General features: G+C 56.9%; 23 protein-coding genes. 12 read left to right on the forward strand and 11 right to left on the reverse strand.

All coding sequences use genetic code 11. The features are described 5' to 3' along the window. Positions 1-302 precede the first annotated feature (302 nt). From rimM to rpsP, 3 genes are all read right to left on the reverse strand, one after another. Positions 303-884 (reverse strand): ribosome maturation factor RimM, encoded by a 582-nt coding sequence (rimM, locus tag P8935_RS11795; protein WP_348265200.1) that lies wholly within the window; start codon positions 882-884, stop codon positions 303-305. Positions 885-929: 45 nt separating this feature from the next. After that, positions 930-1,199, reverse strand: coding sequence for a KH domain-containing protein (locus P8935_RS11800; protein WP_348265201.1), 270 nt, complete (start codon positions 1,197-1,199; stop codon positions 930-932). Positions 1,200-1,340: 141 nt separating this feature from the next. Further along, positions 1,341-1,595 carry a 30S ribosomal protein S16 gene (gene rpsP / locus P8935_RS11805; RefSeq protein WP_348265202.1) on the reverse strand — a complete coding sequence of 85 codons (255 nt, stop codon included), beginning with the start codon at positions 1,593-1,595 and terminating at the stop codon, positions 1,341-1,343. Positions 1,596-1,922: 327 nt separating this feature from the next. Here rpsP and P8935_RS11810 point away from each other — a divergent pair, with 327 nt between their 5' ends. Further along, positions 1,923-2,384: a DUF695 domain-containing protein gene (locus tag P8935_RS11810; protein WP_348265203.1), complete on the forward strand. Its 462-nt coding sequence runs from the start codon at positions 1,923-1,925 to the stop codon at positions 2,382-2,384. A 39-nt stretch (positions 2,385-2,423) separates the two neighbouring features. Then, positions 2,424-3,110 (forward strand): phosphatase PAP2 family protein, encoded by a 687-nt coding sequence (locus tag P8935_RS11815; protein ID WP_348265204.1) that lies wholly within the window; start codon positions 2,424-2,426, stop codon positions 3,108-3,110. 23 nt (positions 3,111-3,133) lie between these two features. On the opposite strand, the gene P8935_RS11820 is transcribed toward P8935_RS11815, so the two are convergent. Next, the gene (locus tag P8935_RS11820; RefSeq protein WP_348265205.1) at positions 3,134-3,979 is read right to left on the reverse strand and encodes an alpha/beta hydrolase-fold protein; all 846 of its coding nucleotides are present in this window, start codon (positions 3,977-3,979) and stop codon (positions 3,134-3,136) included. Between the two features lie 152 nt (positions 3,980-4,131). Here P8935_RS11820 and P8935_RS11825 point away from each other — a divergent pair, with 152 nt between their 5' ends. The 4 genes from P8935_RS11825 (at position 4,132) to P8935_RS11840 (ending at position 8,556) form a co-directional block, all read left to right on the forward strand. Beyond that, positions 4,132-4,842, forward strand: a complete 711-nt coding sequence (locus P8935_RS11825) for an alpha/beta hydrolase-fold protein (protein ID WP_348265206.1) — start codon at positions 4,132-4,134, stop codon at positions 4,840-4,842. A gap of 109 nt (positions 4,843-4,951) precedes the next feature. After that, on the forward strand, positions 4,952-5,437 hold the full coding sequence (locus P8935_RS11830; RefSeq protein WP_348265207.1) for a DinB family protein: 486 nt from the start codon (positions 4,952-4,954) through the stop codon (positions 5,435-5,437). 232 nt (positions 5,438-5,669) lie between these two features. Next, positions 5,670-7,919 carry a hypothetical protein gene (locus P8935_RS11835; RefSeq protein ID WP_348265208.1) on the forward strand — a complete coding sequence of 750 codons (2,250 nt, stop codon included), beginning with the start codon at positions 5,670-5,672 and terminating at the stop codon, positions 7,917-7,919. Positions 7,920-8,364: 445 nt separating this feature from the next. Next, positions 8,365-8,556, forward strand: a complete 192-nt coding sequence (locus tag P8935_RS11840; RefSeq protein WP_348265209.1) for a hypothetical protein — start codon at positions 8,365-8,367, stop codon at positions 8,554-8,556. An 83-nt stretch (positions 8,557-8,639) separates the two neighbouring features. Here P8935_RS11840 and P8935_RS11845 read toward each other — a convergent pair whose 3' ends face one another. The 3 genes from P8935_RS11845 to P8935_RS11855 all read right to left on the reverse strand — a co-directional run bounded on the left by P8935_RS11845 (position 8,640) and on the right by P8935_RS11855 (position 12,563). Continuing rightward, a complete protein-coding gene (locus tag P8935_RS11845) occupies positions 8,640-9,275 on the reverse strand; it encodes a cytidylate kinase-like family protein (RefSeq protein WP_348265210.1) in 636 nt (211 codons plus the stop codon). Between the two features lie 151 nt (positions 9,276-9,426). Further along, positions 9,427-12,219 carry an ABC transporter permease gene (locus P8935_RS11850; RefSeq protein WP_348265211.1) on the reverse strand — a complete coding sequence of 931 codons (2,793 nt, stop codon included), beginning with the start codon at positions 12,217-12,219 and terminating at the stop codon, positions 9,427-9,429. An 8-nt stretch (positions 12,220-12,227) separates the two neighbouring features. Beyond that, positions 12,228-12,563: a PadR family transcriptional regulator gene (locus P8935_RS11855; RefSeq protein ID WP_348265212.1), complete on the reverse strand. Its 336-nt coding sequence runs from the start codon at positions 12,561-12,563 to the stop codon at positions 12,228-12,230. 185 nt (positions 12,564-12,748) lie between these two features. On the opposite strand from P8935_RS11855, the gene P8935_RS11860 reads away from it, so the two are divergent. From P8935_RS11860 to P8935_RS11870, 3 genes are all read left to right on the forward strand, one after another. Then, positions 12,749-14,179, forward strand: coding sequence for a trehalase family glycosidase (locus P8935_RS11860; protein WP_348265213.1), 1,431 nt, complete (start codon positions 12,749-12,751; stop codon positions 14,177-14,179). Between the two features lie 140 nt (positions 14,180-14,319). Next, the gene (locus P8935_RS11865; protein ID WP_348265214.1) at positions 14,320-15,345 is read left to right on the forward strand and encodes a hypothetical protein; all 1,026 of its coding nucleotides are present in this window, start codon (positions 14,320-14,322) and stop codon (positions 15,343-15,345) included. 191 nt (positions 15,346-15,536) lie between these two features. Next, positions 15,537-15,995 (forward strand): DUF3592 domain-containing protein, encoded by a 459-nt coding sequence (locus tag P8935_RS11870; RefSeq protein ID WP_348265215.1) that lies wholly within the window; start codon positions 15,537-15,539, stop codon positions 15,993-15,995. 85 nt (positions 15,996-16,080) lie between these two features. Here P8935_RS11870 and P8935_RS11875 read toward each other — a convergent pair whose 3' ends face one another. Then, positions 16,081-16,629, reverse strand: coding sequence for a dihydrofolate reductase family protein (locus tag P8935_RS11875; RefSeq protein ID WP_348265216.1), 549 nt, complete (start codon positions 16,627-16,629; stop codon positions 16,081-16,083). 104 nt (positions 16,630-16,733) lie between these two features. On the opposite strand from P8935_RS11875, the gene P8935_RS11880 reads away from it, so the two are divergent. Then, positions 16,734-17,408 carry a hypothetical protein gene (locus P8935_RS11880; protein ID WP_348265217.1) on the forward strand — a complete coding sequence of 225 codons (675 nt, stop codon included), beginning with the start codon at positions 16,734-16,736 and terminating at the stop codon, positions 17,406-17,408. A gap of 36 nt (positions 17,409-17,444) precedes the next feature. Here the strand turns inward: P8935_RS11880 and P8935_RS11885 are convergent, their stop codons facing one another. Beyond that, complete coding sequence (locus P8935_RS11885) at positions 17,445-18,077, reverse strand: alpha-ketoglutarate-dependent dioxygenase AlkB (RefSeq protein ID WP_348265218.1); 633 nt, start codon at positions 18,075-18,077, stop codon at positions 17,445-17,447. Between the two features lie 49 nt (positions 18,078-18,126). Then, complete coding sequence (locus P8935_RS11890; protein ID WP_348265219.1) at positions 18,127-18,780, reverse strand: phosphoribosyltransferase; 654 nt, start codon at positions 18,778-18,780, stop codon at positions 18,127-18,129. A 159-nt stretch (positions 18,781-18,939) separates the two neighbouring features. On the opposite strand from P8935_RS11890, the gene P8935_RS11895 reads away from it, so the two are divergent. Next, on the forward strand, positions 18,940-20,046 hold the full coding sequence (locus tag P8935_RS11895) for a carboxylate-amine ligase (protein WP_348265220.1): 1,107 nt from the start codon (positions 18,940-18,942) through the stop codon (positions 20,044-20,046). A gap of 100 nt (positions 20,047-20,146) precedes the next feature. Further along, complete coding sequence (locus P8935_RS11900; RefSeq protein ID WP_348265221.1) at positions 20,147-20,854, forward strand: hypothetical protein; 708 nt, start codon at positions 20,147-20,149, stop codon at positions 20,852-20,854. Positions 20,855-20,883: 29 nt separating this feature from the next. Here the strand turns inward: P8935_RS11900 and P8935_RS11905 are convergent, their stop codons facing one another. Next, positions 20,884-22,503, reverse strand: coding sequence for an aminotransferase class V-fold PLP-dependent enzyme (locus tag P8935_RS11905; protein WP_348265222.1), 1,620 nt, complete (start codon positions 22,501-22,503; stop codon positions 20,884-20,886). Positions 22,504-22,582 lie beyond the last annotated feature (79 nt).

Consider the following 22,582-nt stretch of genomic DNA (forward strand, 5'->3'; position numbering starts at 1 on the left):
GCATGTCGCCATGTACACCTTTGCAGCGTCAGCAGCGATCAATGTTGTGAGTCTGCCAGTGATATGGTGTCTTCCGTATGACGTGCAGAATGGCTACATTTTCGGCGCGCACGCTATGAGCTTCATATGGTCTTTCTTTTTGGTTGTGAGCTTTGTTCTGGCTTGCGCAACGAATAGACTGCTCTCAAGCTACACGGGCTTAGGAAGGGGTGCACTCAAGACAGGCTCGATCGTCCTAATCGTCTTGTACGTCCTCGGGTTTATCGGTGCTTTCTCAAGTTGCTAACGGTGCGCGAAAAGCTCTAACTGTGTTCGGGTCGATTTAGATCCACGAGCCCTTCAGGTAGCGCCATCTCCACGCGCTTCGCTTCCATATCTATCCGCCGTAGATAATCTTTCGCAAAGGGAACCAGAATCTCGTCCGTGGAAGATTTCCCGCGCACCACCAGAATCGCCACCGGTCCGGCGATTCGATCCACGTCTTCAATCTCACCTACGGTCACCGGCTCAGCCCCTGCCACATCCACTACCACGCACCCGATCAAGTCGCCGATGTACAACTCGTCTTCACCAAGCGCGGCTCGCTCTTCGTGGGGAATCGCAACGATCAGCCCGGCAAGTTCCTCAGCAGCAGAAATCGAATCCACTCCCGCAAAATGAAGAACCACGCCACCCTTGTGCAGCCAGTGATGAACGAGTTCCAGCTCGCGCGGATTCGCTTCACCGCCAACTTTCAACGCAGCGTCGGCGTCGCGCAGAAGCCAGAGCTTTCGCCGCTCCGCAAATTTCTCAGGAAAATCCGTAAGAATTTCGGCGAAGACTTCGCCCTTGCGGCCTTGTGTGCGTTTCACGCGCGCCAGCCACACCCATCCCGTCGACGCCATCAACAGCGTCCAGATCGAAGCTGGGCCCAGGGGGATTTGGCCATCCTATGCTTCGTCGTCCTCTTCCAGGATGTCGAGCGTGTAGCGATGATGCAGCTTCATGCTGACGGCTCCTAGAATCGTGCGCACAGACCGGGCCGTGCGCCCTTGCTTCCCGATTACCTTGCCGACGTCGCCGGGGGCCACGCGCAATTTGAGAACAGTGTTTTCGTCCCGCTGCACAGACTGCACGTCTACTGCTTCCGGTTCGTCCACCAAGGCCCGCGCGATCTCGCGGACCAGCTCATCTACTGCCACCATGTCAACTTGGGTCATGAACTTGCCTCTGACCGTAAACATCCAAGGAGAAGCGACTTGGATCGGTGCGCAGATAGTATCAGCACACCCCGACTCAAGTCAGTACTTGTGAGCGGGATCACTTAGAATCTCACACACGTATCGAGGTAAATAAGGGGACTAGGCGACAGCCGGTTCAGTTGCCTTGGCCGGGTTCTTCTCCACCAGCTTGGCGACAATCGGAGTGAATTGCGCGCCCACGCCGCGCCAGTAGGCGATGCGGTCATGCTTCAGATCAACCGAAGCGGGGCTGGTGCGGGGATTGTAGGTGCCAACAACTTCGATCGAACGGCCATTGCGGGCGCGATCCTTCTCAATCACTACCACACGATAATAGGGCTGCTTGGGGGCGCCAACACGCGCCAAACGAATCATGACCACGGAGATACAGTTCCTTTCGAATTCCGGTGCTCTGTTGCGAATCTTGGGAGTCACTTGGCCTGCGCTGACGCACCCGGCCTCTGGTCCAACCCGGCACTCCCGTAGGGCACCGGTTTATCCCTGGGCACAAACGGCCCCTGGGCTGGAAGTCACAACATCTAAGTATCGCCGATATAAGGCATTTCAGGCAAGCGCTTCCCCTCGGCCGTATCCCGCCGAAGTTGCATAGGGATTTCCACGTCCGTTCGGTCCAAAGTCGTTCATTCAAGGCATACTTATTTCAACTTTCGAAGTGCGTATCTGCCAGGAGCAAGAAAAGATATGTGGCCGTTTTCATCGAAAGAGCCGCTGGACCCTAAGAAACTACCCGTCCCTAAAGCATGGGCGAAACGCAAAGGGCAGGATCCCCTCGGAAAACCGATGGTCGTGCGGGCTCACACCGGATACAGCAAATTCAAAGGTGTCACGGGCTACACGCACCAGGTCGCCCTGGCTGTGCCTATGGTCGACACCACCCGGGAAGGCTTTCCTAACCCCGGAGAGACGGACGCGCTCACCCGTATCGAGGGCGACATCTGTGAGGTCTTCGAAGCCAATCGCGAATCGCTCTTCGTGGGCACTCGCACCATTCCCGGTATTTGCGAATTCATTCTCTACACTCGGAATCCTGACGCAGTGCAGTGGAAGTTTGACAACGACCTTCTTGCCCGCGTCTACACTCACCGGGTCCATCTCAAAATCCAGCCAGACAAATCCTGGTCCAACTACGAAAAGCTCCTGTAGCCGATTCGAATACTCTCAGTATTAAGAGGCTCAGGCGGCGTGACTGGAACTGACGTAGTTAGACCAACCCTGCTTTCGCGACTGGGCATGCCGATCGTCGCCGGGCTTGCCGGTGCCGCGCTCTTCCTGATCCTCTTTGGTCTTCTCGCCGATGAGATGCGGGAAGGGGATACGCAGCATTTCGACGACACGGTGCGGCTGTTTGTGCACGCGCACTCCTCCACCGACCTGACCTCGATCATGCGGTTCCTGTCCGTCGTTGGGTCGCCTCTTGTTGTAACGCTGACCGCACTCGGATCGTGCATCGTGTTATGGCTTGTCGGCCATCCGCGCCGCGCAATCCTGATTGCGGTAACTGCCGCCGGAGGAAGCCTGTTGATGTGGGCATTGAAAGTCGGCTTCCATCGTCATCGCCCCGAGCCCTTCTTCGATACCCGGCTTCCCTCGTCTTACAGCTTTCCCAGTGGCCACGCGATGCTATCGTTCTGCCTGTGCCTCTCGGCTGCGGCTCTATTCTCCGCGAGCCAGAAAAACATCTGGGTCCGCGTTGCGATATGGACTTTCTGGGTTGGACTATCCTTAGCCATCGGCTACTCGCGAATTTATCTCGGAGTTCACTACCCGAGTGATGTGCTTGCCGGCTATCTCGGCGCGCTGGTCTGGTCACTCGCGGTGGGCAGCGCGTACCAGAAGTGGCGCAAGAAGCCAAATCTTCCTTTGGTTTAGCATAGGTTTGCAAAACCACTACTTCAAACTGCGGGAAACAGGAACCTCAGCATCGGCCTCACGCGACCGGCCCAGCTTGCCTCATCGTGGGTTCCCTCGTGCACCTTCTCAAAATGCATCGACTCGCCGGGACGCCATCCGTTCGCTTTCAGTCTTCGCGCCAGGTGCTCCACGTCGCGCAGTGTCCGCTGCCCCTCGTGATCGCCCACATCCAGCCATATCCGCGGCCGCTCCCACAGTTGCGGAGAGTGCTCGTTTAGATAGCCGAGGATGCTCTTGTGATTCCACCACACACTCGGAGACAGTAATGCCAGCCGCCCAAAAACCTGTGGATGTCGTAGGCCCAGGTAGAGGGAGACTAACCCGCCCAACGAGGATCCACCCATCCCCGTGCTCTCGCGATCCTTACTGACGCGATATCGTTCTGCAATCCACGGCATTAATTCCTGCGTCAGTAGATCGCCATACTTGTTCGCTTCGCCGCCGCCCATCTGCCAGTTGTATTCGTGCGTATATTCGGCCAGCCTGCGGTCGCCGGTGTTGTAGATGCCGACGATGACCAGCGGCTCGACTTCTCCCGCCTCAATCGCCCCGTCTGCGTGCTCCAGCACCATCCATGTGCGCCCCTTAACAAAGGAAGTTTGCCCGTCGAATAGATTCTGGCCATCATGCAGATAGAGCACCGGGTAGGTCCGCCCGGGCTCCTCATCGTATCCCGGCGGCACATAAACAATTACATCGCGATCATTCGGTAGATGATTGCTTTTGAAGGCTTTGTGTAAATGTAATCGGCGATGAGGCGTGGCTGCTTCAATCTCCGCCAGCAAGCCGTCACCAGCCTCGTCGTTCGTCTGTGGTTCCAAATTCAATCAGCAACGTTTCCTTTGGTCGAGGTTCATGTCAGTCCAGTTTCGCTGCGAGCTAGAGCTTTAACAGTCTGGTAAAAACATTTGCCTGTGGCTGTTACAGTAACAGCAAACCCGCGCTTCTCAAATCACCCCACAGGAGTCAAGCCCACCTTATGAACCGCGAGTACCACAAGTGGTATTCCGGCCGCCTCGGCCGCGACATGGAACTCCTCGTCTTCGGCCATGCCGGACTTCCCGTCCTCGTCTTTCCCACATCCGGCGGCCGCTACTTCGAGTTTGAAGATCGTGGCATGATCGGCGCCGTCGCTAATCGAGTTGAGCATGGTGACCTGCAATTTTTCTGCGTCGATTCGATCGATATGGAGAGCTGGTACAACCGCAATGTCTCTCCGCGCTGGAGAATCGCCCGCCACGTGCAATATGAGGAGTACCTCATTCACGAAGTCGTGCCGCTCATCCGGAAAAAGAATTGGGATGCGCATCTTGTTTCTCTCGGCTGCAGCTTCGGCGGATACCACGCCACGAACATTGCGTTGCGCCACCCTGACGTCTTCACCGGGCTGCTAACCATGTCCGGTGCCTTCGATTTGTCCAACTTCCTTGGCGGCTATTATGACCAGGATTGTTACTTCAACCTTCCAACGCATTATTTGCCTAATCTTGCTGATTCCTGGTTCTTTGACCACTATCGTCGCAACACTTACATACTCGCCACAGGCTGGGATGACCAGTGTCTTGGACAGAACCAGAACCTCGATAGAATCATGAGTTCCAAGGGGATTCCCCATAAACTCTACACATGGGATACCTATAACTCTCATGATTGGCCGACTTGGCGCAGCATGATTCAGGAATATCTTTAACCCGAAATCGGCAACCTCGCAGAAACAGACAACGGCCATCACATTTAATGTTCGAATTAGTGCCGCAAACTTAAGATTGTCTCCAAATCGTTTTCCAGGACTTTCCCCGATGAGTGAACTCAATCCCTACGCGAAGTTTCTTGATGGCCGCCCCCTCGAAGCCATCCTCTCTGCCACCTCGCACGAAATAGCCAACAAACTTCAAATGATCGGTCCCGACAAATCCATCGAGCAGCCCTCTCCCGGCAAGTGGTCGCCCGCGGAAATTGTCTGCCATCTCGCGGACTGCGAAATCGCCTTCGCCTTCCGCCTGCGCCAAACCCTCGCGGAAGATCATCACATCCTGCAACCTTTCGATCAGGACAAATGGGCCACACCTTATAAAGGCATAGCTGCCAAAGACGCGCTTGCTGCATTCACTTCGTTGCGCAGTTGGAACCTCAAACTGATCGCGAAAGCCTTGCCCGTCTCCGCTTCCAAGCCTGTCACTCATCCGGAACGCGGAACCATGACGTTCCAGAACATCGTTGAAACCATGGCCGGACACGACCTCAATCACATCGCACAACTGTCGCGCATCGCAAAACCTGCCTAGCGCCACAACTTTGTGATCCGGAGCAACCGCGATCGTTCGGCTCCGGAGATGCTTAACTCTGCTTTCCATCGAACAAAATACTCCGCAAGAAGCTGCCGAACCTCCGTTCCAAGTCTGATTGCAGACCTCGGGAACCTTTTCCGTGTGCCCGGGGTCAAACGCAGTAGGCTTCAAGGTTCTGATTTGTGCTCGCCGTACCCGCACTGCGCCATCGCGCGGCGGAGGAGGATCGATGCGTCTCTGGGTCACCGCACCTTGCCTTGCCATCTGTACTCTCAGCCTCACCTCTCAACAACCCGCCAAATCACCGCGCTCCGCGCCAAAGGCGCAGCTGGTCGCACCGCTGGTTCCCCCGAGGGCACAGAAGGCAGGACCGCAGACGCCGCAGGTGGATTTGCCGGTTCGCAAAGTAGTGCTCTACAAAAACGGTGTTGGCTACTTCGAGCATGCCGGGACAGTGAGTGGCAACCAGCGCGTTGCCATCGACTTCACCTCCCCACAACTTAACGATGTGCTGCAGTCACTCACCGTGCTCGACGAGGGAGGCGGTCGCATTGGCGGCGTCAATTACAACTCCACTACCCCGCTCGGCGAGCAACTCAAAACGCTCTCCCTCGGAATGAGTGAAGACCCCACATCAACCGAGTTGTTTGGCGCTCTGCGTGGCCAGAAGGTCGAGGTCACCGGCGGGCCTTCCTCAGGTTTCGGGGGCGGCACGGTCTCCGGTCGACTCATGTCCATCGAAGCGCGCACACAAAAAATCGGCTCCGATGAAAACGCCTCGTCCATCGAGAAGTTCTTTCTCACCATTGTTGCCGGCACAGGAGCAGTGCGCGTCATCGAGCTAACCCCCGCGCTCAGCGTGCGTCCTACCGACTCCAGCCTTCAGGGAGAACTCGATCGCTATCTCCAGCTGCTTTCCACAGCCCACTCGACCGGACTGCGCCATCTGACGCTCGATGCGCTCGGTACTGGTTCCCGCCAGCTCCGCGTGAGTTACATCAGCGAAGTTCCTGTCTGGAAAGCCACCTACCGGATGGTCTTTCCGCGCGACTTTAACGGCAACGCCATCGTCCAGGGTTGGGCCGTCGTCGACAACACCGTAGGCGCTGATTGGAATAACGTTCAGCTGTCGCTTGTCGCCGGCGCCCCCCAGAGCTTCATCCAGCCGATCTCGCAGCCGCTCTACACGCGCCGTCCAGAGATTCCGATCGCCACAGAAGCGCAAACGACTCCACAAACTCACGAAGCTGCGGAAACGGTAGCGGTGCAATCAGAAGTAGTGAACGGGGCTATCGGCGGACCGCAGCGGGTTCCACGCAACATCAAGATGGCTCAAAATGCGCCTTCTGCCTCCTTCGGTGTGGCCGGCGCCGAGGGATTCCATGGCTCATCGAGTGGCGTGATGGGCTCAGTCTTTGGAAGTGGATCAGGAAATGGCATTGGCGGCATGAATAACGGCGTCTACCGCCCCAGCGATGCAATCGCTGAGGGCGACGTCTCTACTAACGCGTTCGATGATTTCTTCCAGTACTCCCTCACCCAGCCTGTCACCATCCACAAGAACGAATCGGCGATGGTACCGATTCTCCAGCAGGAATTGCCCGCCGAGCACGTAACACTATGGAGTCGCAATGAACCGCGCCCTCTTCGCGCCGTCTGGCTTGAAAACAAGTCCAAGCTCACTCTCGATGCCGGCAGCTTCTCCATATTTGAAAGCGGCGAATTCGCCGGTGAAGGCCTGCTCGATCCCATTCATCCTGGCGAACGCCGCCTGCTTTCCTATGCCGCTGACCAGGCGATGCGCGTCAAAATTACTGACAACCAGGGCAAGCGCACCCTTCATCATCTGCAAATTCGTAAGGGCCTCGTGGTTGAACGCTATATGGACGTCTCGTCCATGACCTACTCCGCCACTAATTCTGGCGACGAGGATCGCGTCGTCCTGCTTGAGCACCCGCGTCACACCAATGGCTGGACGCTCGATGAAGGTGCGAAGCCCGCGGAAACCACAGCCGACCTCTACCGCTTCCGCCTGACCGTCAAAGCGCATGCGTCAGAGAAGCTTGAAGTGCGCGAGCGCGGTCCCGAATTCACGCAAGTCTCCATCGATCCCAATCAGAACACCAATGTCTACCTTCTCGATCTCATTAAGCGGGTGCCCGATGCAGAAGCACAGCTCAAGCCCATCCTTGCCGCACAAGCCAAACTCGCCGATCTCAATCAGGCTCTCGCCGACGCAAAAAAGCAGGAAGAAACCGCTGCCGCCGACGAAGCCCGCGACCGCGAAAACCTCACCGCGCTCAAAGGCAACGACGCAGCCCGTCGTTTCGTCGATGAGCTGAACCACGCTGAAGACCTACTCCAGTCCACCCGCAAGCACACCGCTGACCTGGAGCAACAGAAAGCCGTCGCAGTAGAAAATCTCAGGGCCGAGATCAACGCCTTAAACTTCGACTGGGACGCAACCATTAAAAATTGAGCTGTTCGACGCAGGGAATTTCTGCATCCGACCCAACGCCATCTTGAGCGAGTTCGAAGGACCTGCTTCAGTCGCGTTCAATATGCAAGCCCAACGTAAAACGGCCCCGAGGCGATTACCATCGGGGCCGTTCTCGACCAAGAGATAAGGAGAAGTAAACGCTGCTTGTCGGCGTCACATTCAGCCTGTGATCCGAACCATCGTTCGGATCCTCGCGCAGCCTCACCGATGCAACATCGATGGAGTCAGCTCGATTCGTTTCCCATCCGTTCTAACGTCTAGGAAGTTGGTTCGCAAAGTATATCCAAGTGCGCAAAAAAGCGAACCTTACAAAAGTCACCACCGCTTTAATGGTGCCGAGCCAGTCAACGTGTATATCCCACTTTCGACTAGATTGAAGACCTCCAATCCGGCTCAAAACTCACCCCGGTGCTAAGATCGAGCTATGAAGAGTGAATGGACCAAGTTCAATCCTAGAGATCCGAATACTCACCCCAGAGACAATTCGCGCGTGGAAATGAAGCACGCGGATGGATCGCAGTCCGCTGGAGGGTTCTTGCGAGGTCACTTTCTTCAAGGCGGAGTCATCTCTGCCAGCGGCGTAGGCCTCGCCATGCGCTGGCGCTATGTGCAATAGAATCAGCTAGCGCGAGGCCGGCAACTCAGCAAAACCAGAACAGCCGAGGCCACGACACTCGTCGTGTGCCAGTCTGTGCTCACTCAATTCGCGCTGACTGCGGCCTTTTGTGACATGGCAAACTCAATCACCCGCGCTGTCCGCTCCTCATCCTCGCCCGACGAGATCATCAAGTCATACAGATGCGGATTGTTCCATTCCTTCCCGAACCGCAGCTTGAGATAGTGCGCCCGCTCCGCGTCGACATCGCGAATTCGCTGCTCGATATTCGCTCCGGGCTCAAGCCTAGTCCGCAGGCGATGAATGCGCACCTGTCGAGGCGCATATACAAATACGTGAAACACATCTGCCTTCGCCTGCAGAATGCATTGCGCCCCGCGTCCCACAATCACGCAATTGCCGGCCTCGTACGCGTGCTCGATAATCTGCCGCGTCAAGTCCGTCATCACGTCCGCGTCGAAGCATTTTTCCTGCTGCAGGGCCACTCCGGCTGCCATCGCCGCGCCCCGCATTGCCTGCCGGTTCACGCGACTAAGCCATCCCTCGACATGTTCGTCGAAACGGCTCACTACGCCCGCATCCACGTGCGCCTCGCAAGCAATCTCGTCAATCAGCGCCCCATCCAGCAACTTCCACCCCAGGCGCTTCGCGATTGATTGCGCAATCCTCCCGCCCCCGCTTCCGAATTCCCGCGAAACCGTCAATACCCGGTAATCCATTGAACGCCTCCTTGTTTCGCCGAACACCATACCCTACGCCCGGCGATCACATGCAGCAGTGACACACCTCACCGCCCGCCCGCTAGTTTTCAGGCAATCGAACACGGAATTGCACCGGGTCAAAACTAGATCTCAACGCCTTGAAGGAGCCTCACTCGTAGCGAAGTGCCACCGCGGGATCGACCATTGTTGCCCGCCTCGCAGGCACATACGACGCCACCACCGCAACGATCAGAAAGAGTGCAGAAATGCTGGTGTACGAAAGAGCGTCAAGGGGTCCAACTCCATAAAGTACTTTCCGCAACAGGTAGTAATCGCCGGTGGCCAGCAGACAGCCCACCAGAATGCCGTAAATTACCGGAGCGGAGCTTTGCCGCAGCATCAACCGCAGCACCTCACCCTTTCGAGCGCCCAAGGCCATGCGGATCCCGACCTCACGGGTACGCAGCACCACAACATAACTAAGCGTTCCGTAAATCCCCATCGCCGAAAGCAACAGGCCCAGCAACCCCACCGTTCCCGCAATAAGGGCAGCCATGCTTGAAACCATGAACGGGGGAGTCTCCCGGAGCATGTCGTCCAGTGTGTAAGCGGTCGCGACGATATTGGCATTCACCGACGCGATCGTGCTCTCGATCTGGTGAATCAGTTGCCCCGGAGCGATCGAAGTCCTTACCAACAGGGGGAATTCATTGAGTCGGTTCTCAGGAATCTGCAAGTAAACCTCCGCGGCGTCGCTGTTGTCCATAAGCACACCACGCGCATCATGAGCTATCCCGATCACTTGGTAACTCCTTCCATCCGGCGTCAGTTCCTTCTTGTCGTGGAATTGCCCATCCGTACTCATTTCGAGCGTGCGTCCAATCGGATTCATTCCCGGCCACAACCTCTGAGCGGCAGTTTCGCTCAATACGGCAGTCGGCTCGGGTACTCCAGATTCAGCGTGGAACCCGTGGCCATACGTCATCGGTATCCCAAGAGCGTGAAAGTAATTCGCATCGACATATGTATAGAACAGGTACGCTTTCATGCTGCGCGCATCGGCCTTTTTGCCATCGATTGCAATGGCCGCCGTGCGCAACCCTCCGCCATCCGGTGGCCGTCCCGTCGCAACCTCCATAACACCGGGCGTGGTTTCAAGCCGTTCCACAATATGTCGAAGCGATGTGTTCTGGTGCGCTCCGTCGTACTCGGGTCCTTCGGGATACTGCAAAGTCAGGTTGACGACGTGCTTTGTCTCGTATCCAGTACTCATCGTTAGTGCTTGAAACGCGCTTCGTACCATCATGCTGCCGGCAATCAACAGAACGAAGGAGACCGCAACCTGACCTCCCGTCAGCCAGTCACGCAATCGTCTATTTCGTGCCGGCGACATCCCCGAGTTTGCTTTCATCCACGAAGATAGAGCCGATCGCGTGCTCTCCAATGTCGGCGCCAGTCCGAACAACACCCCCGCGATTACCGAAATCCCAAATACGTAAGCAAATATCTCCGCATCCGGATTCACGTTCACGATGAAAGTCCCCATATCCGCGGGCAGCAAGTCCTTAGCCACTTTGGCAAGAATGCGCAGCATGGCCCAGCTGCACAGTATCGCCACTGCTCCAGCAATCAGCCCCAGCAGCGCGCTTTCGGTGAGCAATTGGCGAATCAGCCGCCTCCGGCTTGCGCCTAGCGAAATTCGCACCGCCAGCTCAATCTGCCGCGACGCGGCCCGAGCCAGTTGAAGACTCGCGACATTGGCACAGGCAATCACCAGCACCATCGCGGTGGCCAGCATGATGAGGAAAATCGCAAAACGCAAGCCGCGATCCAGCTCTCGCGGAAACGGCGATGCGGGCGTGATCAATATCTCTTTGATTTGGTTCTTTGCATCGGTCGATTTGTGCAGTGTGAACTGCCGCGCAGCAATCGCAGACATCTCAGCCCTCACTTGGCTGACGCTTGCGTCGCTCGCAATGCGACCAAAGAGCCGGCAGCAAACACTGTCTTCATCCTTGAGCGATTGATCTCCAGGATGGATCACCGACTGAAGACTCAACGGAACCCAGAAATCCGGCACGCCGATCGACGTTCCGACAAAATCACGCGGGGTGATCCCGATGATCGTCACCGCTGCGCCATTCAGCCGAATGGCTTTGCCGATAATCTCAGGATCACCTCCAAATCTTTTCTGCCAGTAGTTCTCACTGATAAGGACCGCTGGAGCGGCGGCAAGTTGCTTTCGATCCTGCTCAACAAAAAAGCGGCCTCGCACAGGGGCGATCCCCAGAACTGAAAAGTAATTCTCGCTTACCGTAATGACGCTCGCCAATTCCGCCTTGCTAGCAATCGTCGCTGCTGGCAGCAGGCCCCATTTGCCCAATAGAGAATCGGACGCTGCTTTGCGATCGTCGGATGAACCCCCAGCGTCGCTCATGATGAGCTGCTCGAACTGCTGACCGGTTGCAACCAGGCCGGCGATGGTATGCGACTGCTGCTTGTAGGCCTCGTAGTCGGGATAGCTGAACTGTGCCTCCCGTTCTCCCGATTGCCGCAACAGGGTCAGACTGACCATGCTGCCCGGGTCCCTCGCATCCACGCCGCGCCCCAGCAATCCTTTGTACGCTGTGAAGATAGTAGTGTTGATGCCGATGCCAATGGCCAGGGCAATCACCGCGACAGCCGTGAATCGCGCATTCCGCCGGATGGTTCGCAGACCATACTTCACGTCTTGCAGAACGCTCTGCGGCAAAACGATCCAGTCGATCTCGCGCATGCGCTCTCTCCACATGGTCGGGTTGCCGAAGCGGAGGCGCGCCTCCCGTCGAGCTGGTTCACCCCGCATACCGCGATCCACATTCCACTGTTCGCGCATCGCGAGGTGAAATTTGAGTTCCTCATCAAGCTCATTGTTCCGGCGATCACTCGACCATCGCGATCTCCAGCGCAAAAACCAGCTCATCGTGCCTCCTATGCAATCGCTTTGCCGCGCAGGACCAGTGCAATTGCCTGTGCTACGTTCTCCCACTTCTGCTGTTCAGATCGCAACTGGGTGCGGCCAGCTGTGGTGATCCGGTAAAATCGCGCGCGCCGGTTATTCTCGCTCAATCCCCACTCGGCCTTCACCCACCCAGCCTTTTCCATCCGGTGAAGCGCGGGATATAGGGATCCCTCTTCAATCCGCAGCACCTCGTTTGAAATGCATTGGATATGCAGTGTGATCCCCCACCCATGCATCGGACCATTTTCCAGGGCCTTCAGCACCAGCAGTTCCAGCGCTCCCAGCAGGTTGTCAGTCGAACCCAATCGTCGGTCTCCTATAGATGTCTATAGGAGGATGCGCTGATTTCTCTCCGCTGTCAACGCCGAAACATTCGGAGTCCGGCATTCTATCCTGTAAATCAGAAGAGCAGGGAAGGAGTCCGCGCGTGCCCCGGTCGAGGATCGCTTCGAAGTCTGCTTCATCCAATGCTTCGCCGAGGCGGAATTCCATGACGCGCCGGGAAGCACTCGCAGCATTTAGCGCGGCCGCGCTGTCCGCAGCACTTCCGCGCCGCGTTTTCTCCGCAACGTCATCTAAGCCTGCGACAACACATTCGAAAACCAGGGCACAGGTCGAGCAACTCCTCAAACCGCTGCTTTACACCGAAAACCCGGAGATGTTTCGCTTTGCCGTCGATGTCTACCAGCACTGCATCTTCGGACGCATGCAGCCTGCCGAGCCGCCTCTCAAACACCCATGGTTGATTCCCGGCGGTGTCTATGTCGGCCAGTGGATATGGGACACGACTTTCCTCACCGATCTGCTCGCCATCATTCCCGATCAGCAGGAATTCATCCGCGGCATCTATCAGAACTACTGGGACTCGCAACAGCGCTGGACCGCAGGCAAGCCTGGCTACGCCCACGGCATGATCGCCAACTTCATTGCCCCGGACAGTGGCCCCAAGGGCTTCACCGGCAAAGACTGGCAGACCTTCCCCGCCTATTCGCAGGCGCCTCTCATTGCCTGGGGAGTGGAGCGCGTCTTCCTCCGCACTCGAGATATGGAACTCGTACGCGCAGCGCTACCGCATCTCGAAGCGTTCCACGAGTGGTACTGGCGCGAACGCGATCTCGACAACGTTGGTCTCGTCACCGTTGGCTCGTACGACGGCGTTTTGCAGGATGCGCGCTACGAGACATACGACAACCAGGTCGATCTCGACACACTTAAACTCATCGCGCATCCCGGTCGTCCCGACGGCCCGGCTAATGGAAACTGGTATGGCGACATCTATATCCCCGCCAACACTGGATATCTGCTGCTCTCAGAGCGATCGCTGATCAACCTCGCCGAGGCCGTTGAAGAGCATGACATCTCCGCCCGTGGTTTGCAGCGAGCGAAGAAGGGAATTGCGGCGATGCGGGAACACATGTGGGATGAAGAGCAGGGCTGTTTCCTCGCCGTTCACCGCAACGGCCTCCGCAAGCTCAAACCAGCAACCATTGGTGGCATGGTTCCTCTGCAAGCTGACATCCCCACTACCGCGCAGGCCGCACGCATGGCCCAGGCTCTGGCCACGGCACATTGGAGCACGCCAGTTCCGCTTCCTTCTGTCGATCGCTCAGCCACCGAATACCGCAGCGACGCCTTCTGGCGTGGCGACGTGTGGCCCTCTACGGCTTTTCAAACTCTCGAAGGCCTCTCCCACTTCGGCCATCGCGAACTCATCGCCGATCTAGCCGGGCGTCTCCTCGACAACGCACTGAAAGTCGGCATCAGTGAACATTACGATTCGCAAACCGGCGCACCACTCGGCGTACCAAACCTCGGCATGTCTGCGGTCATGCTAACCATGGCGATCGAGGGCCTCAGTCCACGCCACGCCATTCGCGTGGCACATCCTCAATCTCCTGCATCCGATCCCGAGAAAAGATAAGAACCGGTCAGGCCGGCGCAAATTTCCGTGCCGGGTTGAGGAAAAGCGACGCTCCGCCCGTCCTTGCGTCTGCCGTACACTGAACACAAGTTCTTGGACTTTGCGGCCCCATTTGACCGCAAAACCCTGGAGGTCATGGCATGAAAAAGATCGGCGTTTTGTTCGGCATGGAGAACAGCTTTCCCGGCGCGCTGGTAGAACACATCAACGCCCGCAACGTCTCAGGCATCCAGGCTGAGTTTGTTGAAACCGGCGCAGTCCATCTCGACAAGCCCGCGCCCTACGCCGTCATCGTTGATCGCATCTCCCACGACATCCCTTTCTATCGCGCCTATCTCAAGCACGCCGCGCTTAACGGCACCATCATCATCAATAATCCCTTCTGGTGGTCGGCGGACGACAAGTTCTTCAACTACACCCTTGCCGCCAAGCTCGGCGTGGCTGTTCCGCCCACCGTCATCCTGCCCCACAAGAAGCACCCCGATGGCACCACCGATCGTTCCATGCGCAACCTCGAGTACCCACTCAACTGGGACTCGGTCTTCAGCTACGTTGGCGAACACGGATTCATGAAACCCGTCGACGGCGGCGGATGGCGCGATGTCTACCACATTCACAATCGGGAAGAATTTTTCCGCGCGTTTGATCAGTCGCGCGACCTCTGCATGCTGTATCAAAAAGCGGTCAACTTCAACGAGTACTTCCGCTGCTACGTCGTCGGCCAGAGCAAGGTCCACATCATGCCTTACGATCCGCGCATGCCCCATCACGAGCGCTACGTGCAGAGTCCCCCCGCGTACGATCCCAAGCTTCTGGCCCGCGTGGAGAAGGATGCACTGGTTCTCTGTCAGGCCCTGGGCTACGACCTCAACACTGTTGAATTTGCGGTAGAAGACGGCATCCCTTACGCCATCGACTTCATGAATCCCGCTCCCGACGCAGATCTCCACTCCGTAGGCCAGGCCAACTTCGACTGGATCATCAATGCCGTTGCCGATATGGCCATCGCCAAAGCAGCGAATGCGCCCGCACCTCCGAAAGAGCTTCGCTGGTCGGCCTTTCTAAGCGGCGCCCCGGCCACAGCAGAATCAATTACGGCCGCCGCGAAGAAAACTCCCGCAAAGAAATCTGCTCCGAAAAAATCAGTCAAAGCCAACGTCTCGTAATAGCTGGACTGGAGCCGTTTCTTCTCAAGCATCCGCTCAATCTTTGCTGGCTGTCACTCCGACCGAGCAAAGCGGGTGTTTCACTCGTCTCGCATTTGAAGAATTCATGCGCATGAGTGCGAAACCGTGAATCCAATCGTGGTGTACTTCTGAGTGATATTCGATCCAAAATAAGCTAAACTTCCGCCAAGATGATCGCCCGACTCGTTGCCTATTTCTTCGTCGGCCTGCTTTGCGCCGTGGGCCCACTGTTGATAGTTATCGCGATCGTCTCATCGGTCCCCACAGCCGAGTTCGTTCTTGCCAGCACCGCCACCGATGGAAGAATCGTTTCACTCGATCGTGTTTATTACAGGTTCCGTTACGGCTACCTGCCGGTCTTCCGTTTCACGGCAAATGACGGACAGACCCACATGGTTCGCGCCGACTCCAGTACGAACTGGGTTCGCTTCAAGCCCGGCGACCGCATCCGCGTGCTTTACATCAACGGCCGCCCTGAATCTGCCCGTATCGACTCCATTCCACAGCTCTGGATGCCGCAACTCATCCTCGCAATTCTCGGCGCACTGTTCACCACAGTTCCGGTACGGATCTGGATGAGAAAAAGGACGCTCAGCCGCGCTCCAATCGCCACTGACCGCAACCAGTAAATTCGTCTTCATGAGTTAAGGGCAGTGCAATCCAAAAGATCTACTCTTGAACCTCATTGCAGAGATAACTCCAGGCGGGAGCCGGCTACCCTCGCGGCACATACCTCATGGCCACCGCTCCCGAGCCGAACTCCTGCCGGCTCACGAGCCTCAAGTCGACTACCTTCGATAGTCCCGCGAACAACGTTGGCCCGTGGCCAGCCAGCCTGGGATGAACTACGAACTCGTACTCATCGATCAATCCCATCTCCGCCAACGCCAGCGGGAGCTTTACGCCTCCCACGAACAGTCCGTTACCCGGCTCCTGCTTGAGTTGCTGAACGGCCTTTTCCAGATCTCCGCGCACTAGCTCCGCATTCCAATCGACTCGGTCCAGGGTGTTCGAAACGACGTACTTCTTTACGTCATTGATCGTCCGGGCAAAGGGTTCCATCCAGTCAGGCCTCGCCTCCTTCTGCGCCTTCGGCCGCCACGCCGCCTCCATCATTTCGTAAGTCACACGGCCTAACAGCAAGGCATCGGCATGCTCAAGATTCTTGGCCGCGTTACGATGCAAGTCTTCGTCCGGAATCATTACGCGATGATCGCAACACCCATCCAATGTAACGTTGATGGAATACCGGAGAGGTCGCATTAAAGCAGGGTACCGCCGATGGGATAGACGAGCAAGGTTAGCCAAGTATGCTTCTCTCCTGGGATGAATTTGTGTCCCATACTTACTGAGCAAAGGTTGGCTTTATGCATCAAAGTTTCGCCGCAATAATTCTCGGTGGTACTGGGCAGGTCGGTGGTGCAGCGGTTGCAGAGCTGCTGGCAGTTCGGGAATGCCGGGAAGTGGTGATGGTCACCAGAAAGCCCATCGCGGCGCGATCGCGTGTGCGCAACATCGTTCTTGACACCGGCGCCGCCGACTTTGCAGAGCGCACTGCCGCCCTTGCCCGCGAAGTATTGAGTCAAGGTCCTGCCAGTGCCGTGAGCTGTGTGGGTGTCGGTTCCGGATCGACGCGCTGGAGCGAAGAAGAATTGAAGCAACTTGAACTCGGCGTCGTCGGTGCATTCGCGCGTGGCTGCCATAGGGCCGGTATCGCCCAGTTTTGCCTGCTTTCAGCAGTAGGAAGCTCGGCCCGCAGCCGGTTTCGCTATGCCCGCGTAATGGGCATGAAGGAAGACACTGTACGCAACATCGGATTTGACCGCCTCGCCATTTTTCGTCCCGGCATCATTGTGGGTAACGCTCATACGCCCGCATGGGTCGGTTGGTTAGGTAGCTTCGTGCCTGGGCGGTTCGGCAATATCGATCAGCAAATTCTGGGCCGCTCAATCGCCATAGAGATCGCTCTGCATAGTCAAGAAGCCGGCGAAGTTATCCTCGACAATGCCGCAATGAAAAAGCTCGCCGCACAGAATAAATAGCGCAACTTGGGAGTAGGTGAGGTTCAGGCAATTCCTTCACGCCACTTTGCGAAAAGTCAGGTTGTACCGGTACGGTCCCGTAAGCGGATGATGGTCCGGTTTTAGCGGCTGCACGCCGTGAAAACGCATGCGTGAAGGGCCGCCCCACACGATCACATCGCCATGTTCCAGCAGAATGTGCTTTGTCTTGTCTGTGCGCTGAAAACCGCCGAGGAGAAATATGCACTCCAGTCCCAGAGAAATCGACACAATGGGCTGATGCAGATCAAATTCGTGTCGGTCCTGATGAATCCCCAGTTTTGTCCCAGCCTGGTAGCGATTGATGTGGCAGGTATCCGGCCGGAAATGCGGAAATCCCGACCGCACCGCGCAGCGAATCGCAAAATCAGAAAGCACGCGCGGCATCGCTGGCCACAATTTCCGCACGCTCGGGTTCTGCGGATCCCACCGTCGCCGGAATGCTTCAGGCGTTCCGCAGTCCGAGACCATCACCGACATCGGCAGCCCACTGGGAGTCGTTGCAGGATGCAGCGGTGCGGCGGAAAGAATGACTCCGACAGACGCGAAAAATTCAGCGTCCTGGGGCAGCGCCAGGCCGCGCATCAGCACGGTGCCAGGGAAAATCTCCTCGTGTGTCGGCTCCGCCGCGAGTTGGGAAAAGAGATTCATCGCCCCAAATGCATGTTATCTCAAAAGGCGAACAAAAGGCGAAAATAATTTAGGATTTTCTAGTTCTGAGTTGCATCGCGACCGTTATCAACTCCTTTACCTCTCCATCCGACGTTGCCTCAAAATCCCTATAGAACATGCCCACCGCTTCCAGCGGCTCCGGCACCAAGGCGCAAACAAGATGGTCCACCACAAGGGCCAATTCCTCGCAGGTGCTCTTCGCCCCGACCGGTACGGCCACAATTACCTTCCGAACGCGCCCCTTCACCGCCCGGATCGCCGCCCGCATACTTGCCCCGGTCGCCAGCCCGTCGTCAACCAGAACGACCGTCTGGCCCTCGATATCCGCCCGCGATTGACCCCCGCGATACAGCGTCTCGCGCCGCTGCAACTCTTGCGTCTCGCGTTCGATCACGTATTCGAGCTTCTTCTCGGATACGTGATAAGAGCGAATGATCGACTCGTTCACAACCACGCAACCGCCGCTCGCAATTGCTCCCATCGCTAGTTCTTCCTGTCCCGGCACACCGAGCTTGCGAACTATCAGAATGTCGAGCGGCAGCCCGCACTTCCGCGCCACTTCATACGCTACCGGGACTCCGCCGCGTACCAGACCAAGCACCAGCCCATCTTTCAGGTCAGGCAGCTCAGCCACAAGTTCGCCCAGCACGCGTCCCGCCTCGCGACGATCTTGAAACACCATTTCTCTCACGCGCGCATTCTATGCTGTCCAGAGTTTCACGTCTGTGGCCGCTTGATCCTCGTTTGTTGTGCCTTTCTACGAAAACCCACGGCACGCAAACTTAGAGCTGACAACTCGCCTCATCTACAATTGCGCAAAGCAGTCTCGAGGTCATCATCCATGCGCCCGTCTTTCTCCTTAGGAATAGAAGAGGAATACCAGACCATCGACCCGGTCACCCGCGATCTGCGCTCTCACATCGAAACCGAAATGCTCGAGGAGGGCAAACTACGCCTGCAGGAACGTGTCAAGGCTGAGATGCACACCTCCGTCGTAGAGGTCGGCACCCGGATCTGTCGCAACATCGACGAGGCCCGCGAGGACATCTATGAACTTCGCCGCGAGATGATCAAGCTAGCTCGCGAGCACAAGCTTGAACTCGTAGCCGGTGCCACGCATCCCTTCGCAGACTGGCGCACCCAGGAGATATATCCCGATCCGCGCTACCACCAGGTAGTCAAGGATCTCCAACTGGTAGCCCGCGCCAACCTCATCTTCGGCCTACACGTACACGTCGGCATTGAAGACCGAGAGGCCGCCATCCGCATCATGAATTCGATGCGCTACTTTTTGCCGCACATCATGGCTCTCGCCACCAATTCGCCCTTCTGGCTCGGCCTCAACACCGGCTACAAAGGTTACCGCGCAAAAGTCTTTGAGAACTTCCCGCGTACCGGCATCCCAGACGCGTTCTCCAGCTACTCCGAATTCGAGAACTACGTCAGCCTTCTTGTCCGGACCAACTGCATCGACAACGCTAAGAAGATCTGGTGGGATATCCGCCCCCATCCGTTCTTCAACACCATCGAAGTCCGTGCCTGCGACATTCCTCTCCGCGCCGAAGAAACCGTCGCCATCGCCGCACTCATTCAGGCCACAGCCGCTTACCTCTATCGGCTCCACGCGGCCAACCAGGACTTTCGCCAATACGCTCGGCCCCTGCTGATGGAAAACAAATTCCGCGCCGTCCGCTACGGCCTCGACGGCAAGCTCATCGACTTCGGCCGTCAGACTGAAGTCCCAGAGCGGGATCTGCTCGAGGAGTATCTGATTCTCATCGACAGGGAAGTGGACGAATTGGGCAGCAGGGAAGCCATCGACGGCATCCGCAAGATCATACAAACCGGCACAGGCGCCGATCGTCAGCTCAAAGTATTTGAAGAAAGTAAGGGCGACCTCAAAGCTGTAGTCGACTACATGGCCGAAGAAACCCGGGCCGGCTTGTAGAACAATCATCTGGTTGCCACAGCTATGAAGAAGTCACCGTGAGCGACCAGCGGAACTGAAGGATCTGTATTTTGCTTTGTTGTCGCGTCAAAGGTATACGGTGGCATCTGTGTGCTCGGTTAGAAAGTCGATGGGCGGATTTCTCTGGCTGCTGATTGCCACCCTCGCACCTGCACAGCAGCCCGATGCCGCCGCAGTCATCCGCGATCTCGATACCGCCAACCAGTCGCGTTTTGACAACGTCCTGGGCTTCACCGACGTCGAGCACTACAAGGTTTTCCGCGGCGAAGATCAGACTCACCCCGCCGCCGAGATGACGGTCCGCACAACCTACACAAAGGGCATCGGCAAAAGCTACATCATCGTCTCGCAATCCGGCTCGGGTCTCATTCAGAAATTAGGCTTGCAGCCAATCCTCGATTCCGAGAAAGCCATCAACGATCCCGCGCGGGTCGCCCAATCCTGGTTTACTTCTGCGAACTATGAAATGCATCTTCAGACCCAAACCCAGCAAGTGATCGATGGCCACACCTGTGTTGCACTCTCGGTCACGCCGCGTCACAAAGCTCCCAACATGATTGAAGGCACGATCTGGGTCGATGCCGGCGACCACACGCTGGTCAAAGTGGAAGGGACTTCATCGAAGAGCGCGTCAGTGTTTGCTGGGACTACGAAGATGATGCGTCGCTACGTAAAAATGCAGGGTTACGCCATGGCGACCCAGGCTCGCGCCGAATCAACCAGCAAGATCTTCGGCCCCACCGTCATTGTCATCGACTACAGTGATTACCATTTCCAACTTCGATGAATGGATTTGAAAGTAGACGAAGCGAAAACCTAAGCCTCGTGACCCAGCTCATAAGTTTTCAAGGCAGAAAAGAGTGACTCAAGGCAAGTCTTGTCCAAATTACCCATCGTCGCAATCTGTCCCCAATCGCGCGCTCGCAGATAGTCGCTCTCATGGGCAATCCGAAAACCCGCTGTCAGACACTCCTGCGCAAAACCCTTCGAGGGAATAGGGAAAGTCGCAATTGTTGGAGCTGCATCTTTCTCTGCAGCCAGAAGCTCGAGTCCCACCTCGCGCATCATCCCCCGGGCCCAGCGACCCAGTTCCTCGTAATGCTTGTAGCGCGCTGCTCTATCTGTTTCGTTGTTATAGTTCTCGCGCAAAGCCTGCAATGCCGACATCACCAACGGGGAGGGAAGCGTCGATGTGGGACCCGCACCTTGGACTGCGGCAATCAGGTCGAACGTCGGGCAAATAGTTTTCCCTTCTAACGCTACGATGGCCTCCTGTGACAGGAATACAAATGCCAGTCCCGCATACGAGGCCAATGCTTTCCCTGAAACTCCGCTTGCAAGAAAGAGCCGTCGACCCGCCTCGCCGGTGTCCACCGCTCCCAGGCTACTTACGCAATCCGCAGCAACCGCAGACCCATGTTGCGACGCCAAATCCGTCAAGCGCCGCAGATCGTTCAGGACGCCCGTACTCGTCTCCAGATGGACTACCCAGACCCACCTCGGGCTTCGTTCGAGCTCTCTTTCAATAGCTCTGAAGCTCCAAGCGTCTCCCCAGCCAAATTTCAATGCGCGGTAGTTCAACCCGGCGCAAGCTGCCTGACGGATAAGCCTCTCGCCAAACTCCCCGTTCGCAATCACCAGCCCTTCGGCGTTCCCGAATGCGCACCGAAGGTTTGCTGCAATCGCGTCGTTCGCCAGCGTTCCCGATCCGCACAGCACCACCGGCTGCAACCCGCCCATCAGCTCGCCGAGCCGGCGTCGTAACTCCTCGTAAAGTTCAATGAAGCGCTGTGATCGATGAGAAATCGGAACCTGATGGAATGCCTCGATGACGCTTTCAGACATCGCTACGGGCCCCGGTAACAGACTGGTTGCATGGCTTCGCCGCCAACGCGCCCCGTACATCTGTTCTCGTCGTTCAAATCTTTCTAAAGCCGCGTCCAGTGACAACCGCATTGGCACAAACGCCGCAGCACCGCACGGTATCGCTGGGCCCATCGCTTTGAATCCCATCTTCTCGTACATTGAGAGTCGCTCGACAATGCCGGAAATCAGCAGATCGCTGTAATGATGTTTTCGCGCGTAACTCCGCACCTGCCAGAAAAGACCTGCCAAAATCGACCGATTGCGAAACTTGGGTAAAATCGCCAACAACCGAATCTCCAGCGGCGCCCGCAGCACTTTTAACGCCCTCAGGTTCTCCAGTCGGCTGGTGATCGAAAATTCCGGCCCATCGTGCGCCGAAACCATACCTACAAGTTCGCTGCCGCATATAGCAATAAAGTACCTGTTCCGGTCATGAAACTTGTCGATCAAACGGCCGTCCGAGGTGCGCGGGTGTTGCCCCACTTCCTCAGAAAAGATACGGTGATTCAGACGGTGGACCTGCTCGATGTCCTCTGCGCTGTCGGCCTGTCTGAATTGAACATCAAGCATCGGATGCTGCTCCAACTTAAGCCACCCAATGTAGCACAGCGCATAGCAGAGCCATCAAGTACATAAGCCCTGATCGACC

The organism is Telmatobacter sp. DSM 110680 (assembly GCF_039994875.1).
Classification (GTDB): domain Bacteria; phylum Acidobacteriota; class Terriglobia; order Terriglobales; family Acidobacteriaceae; genus Telmatobacter.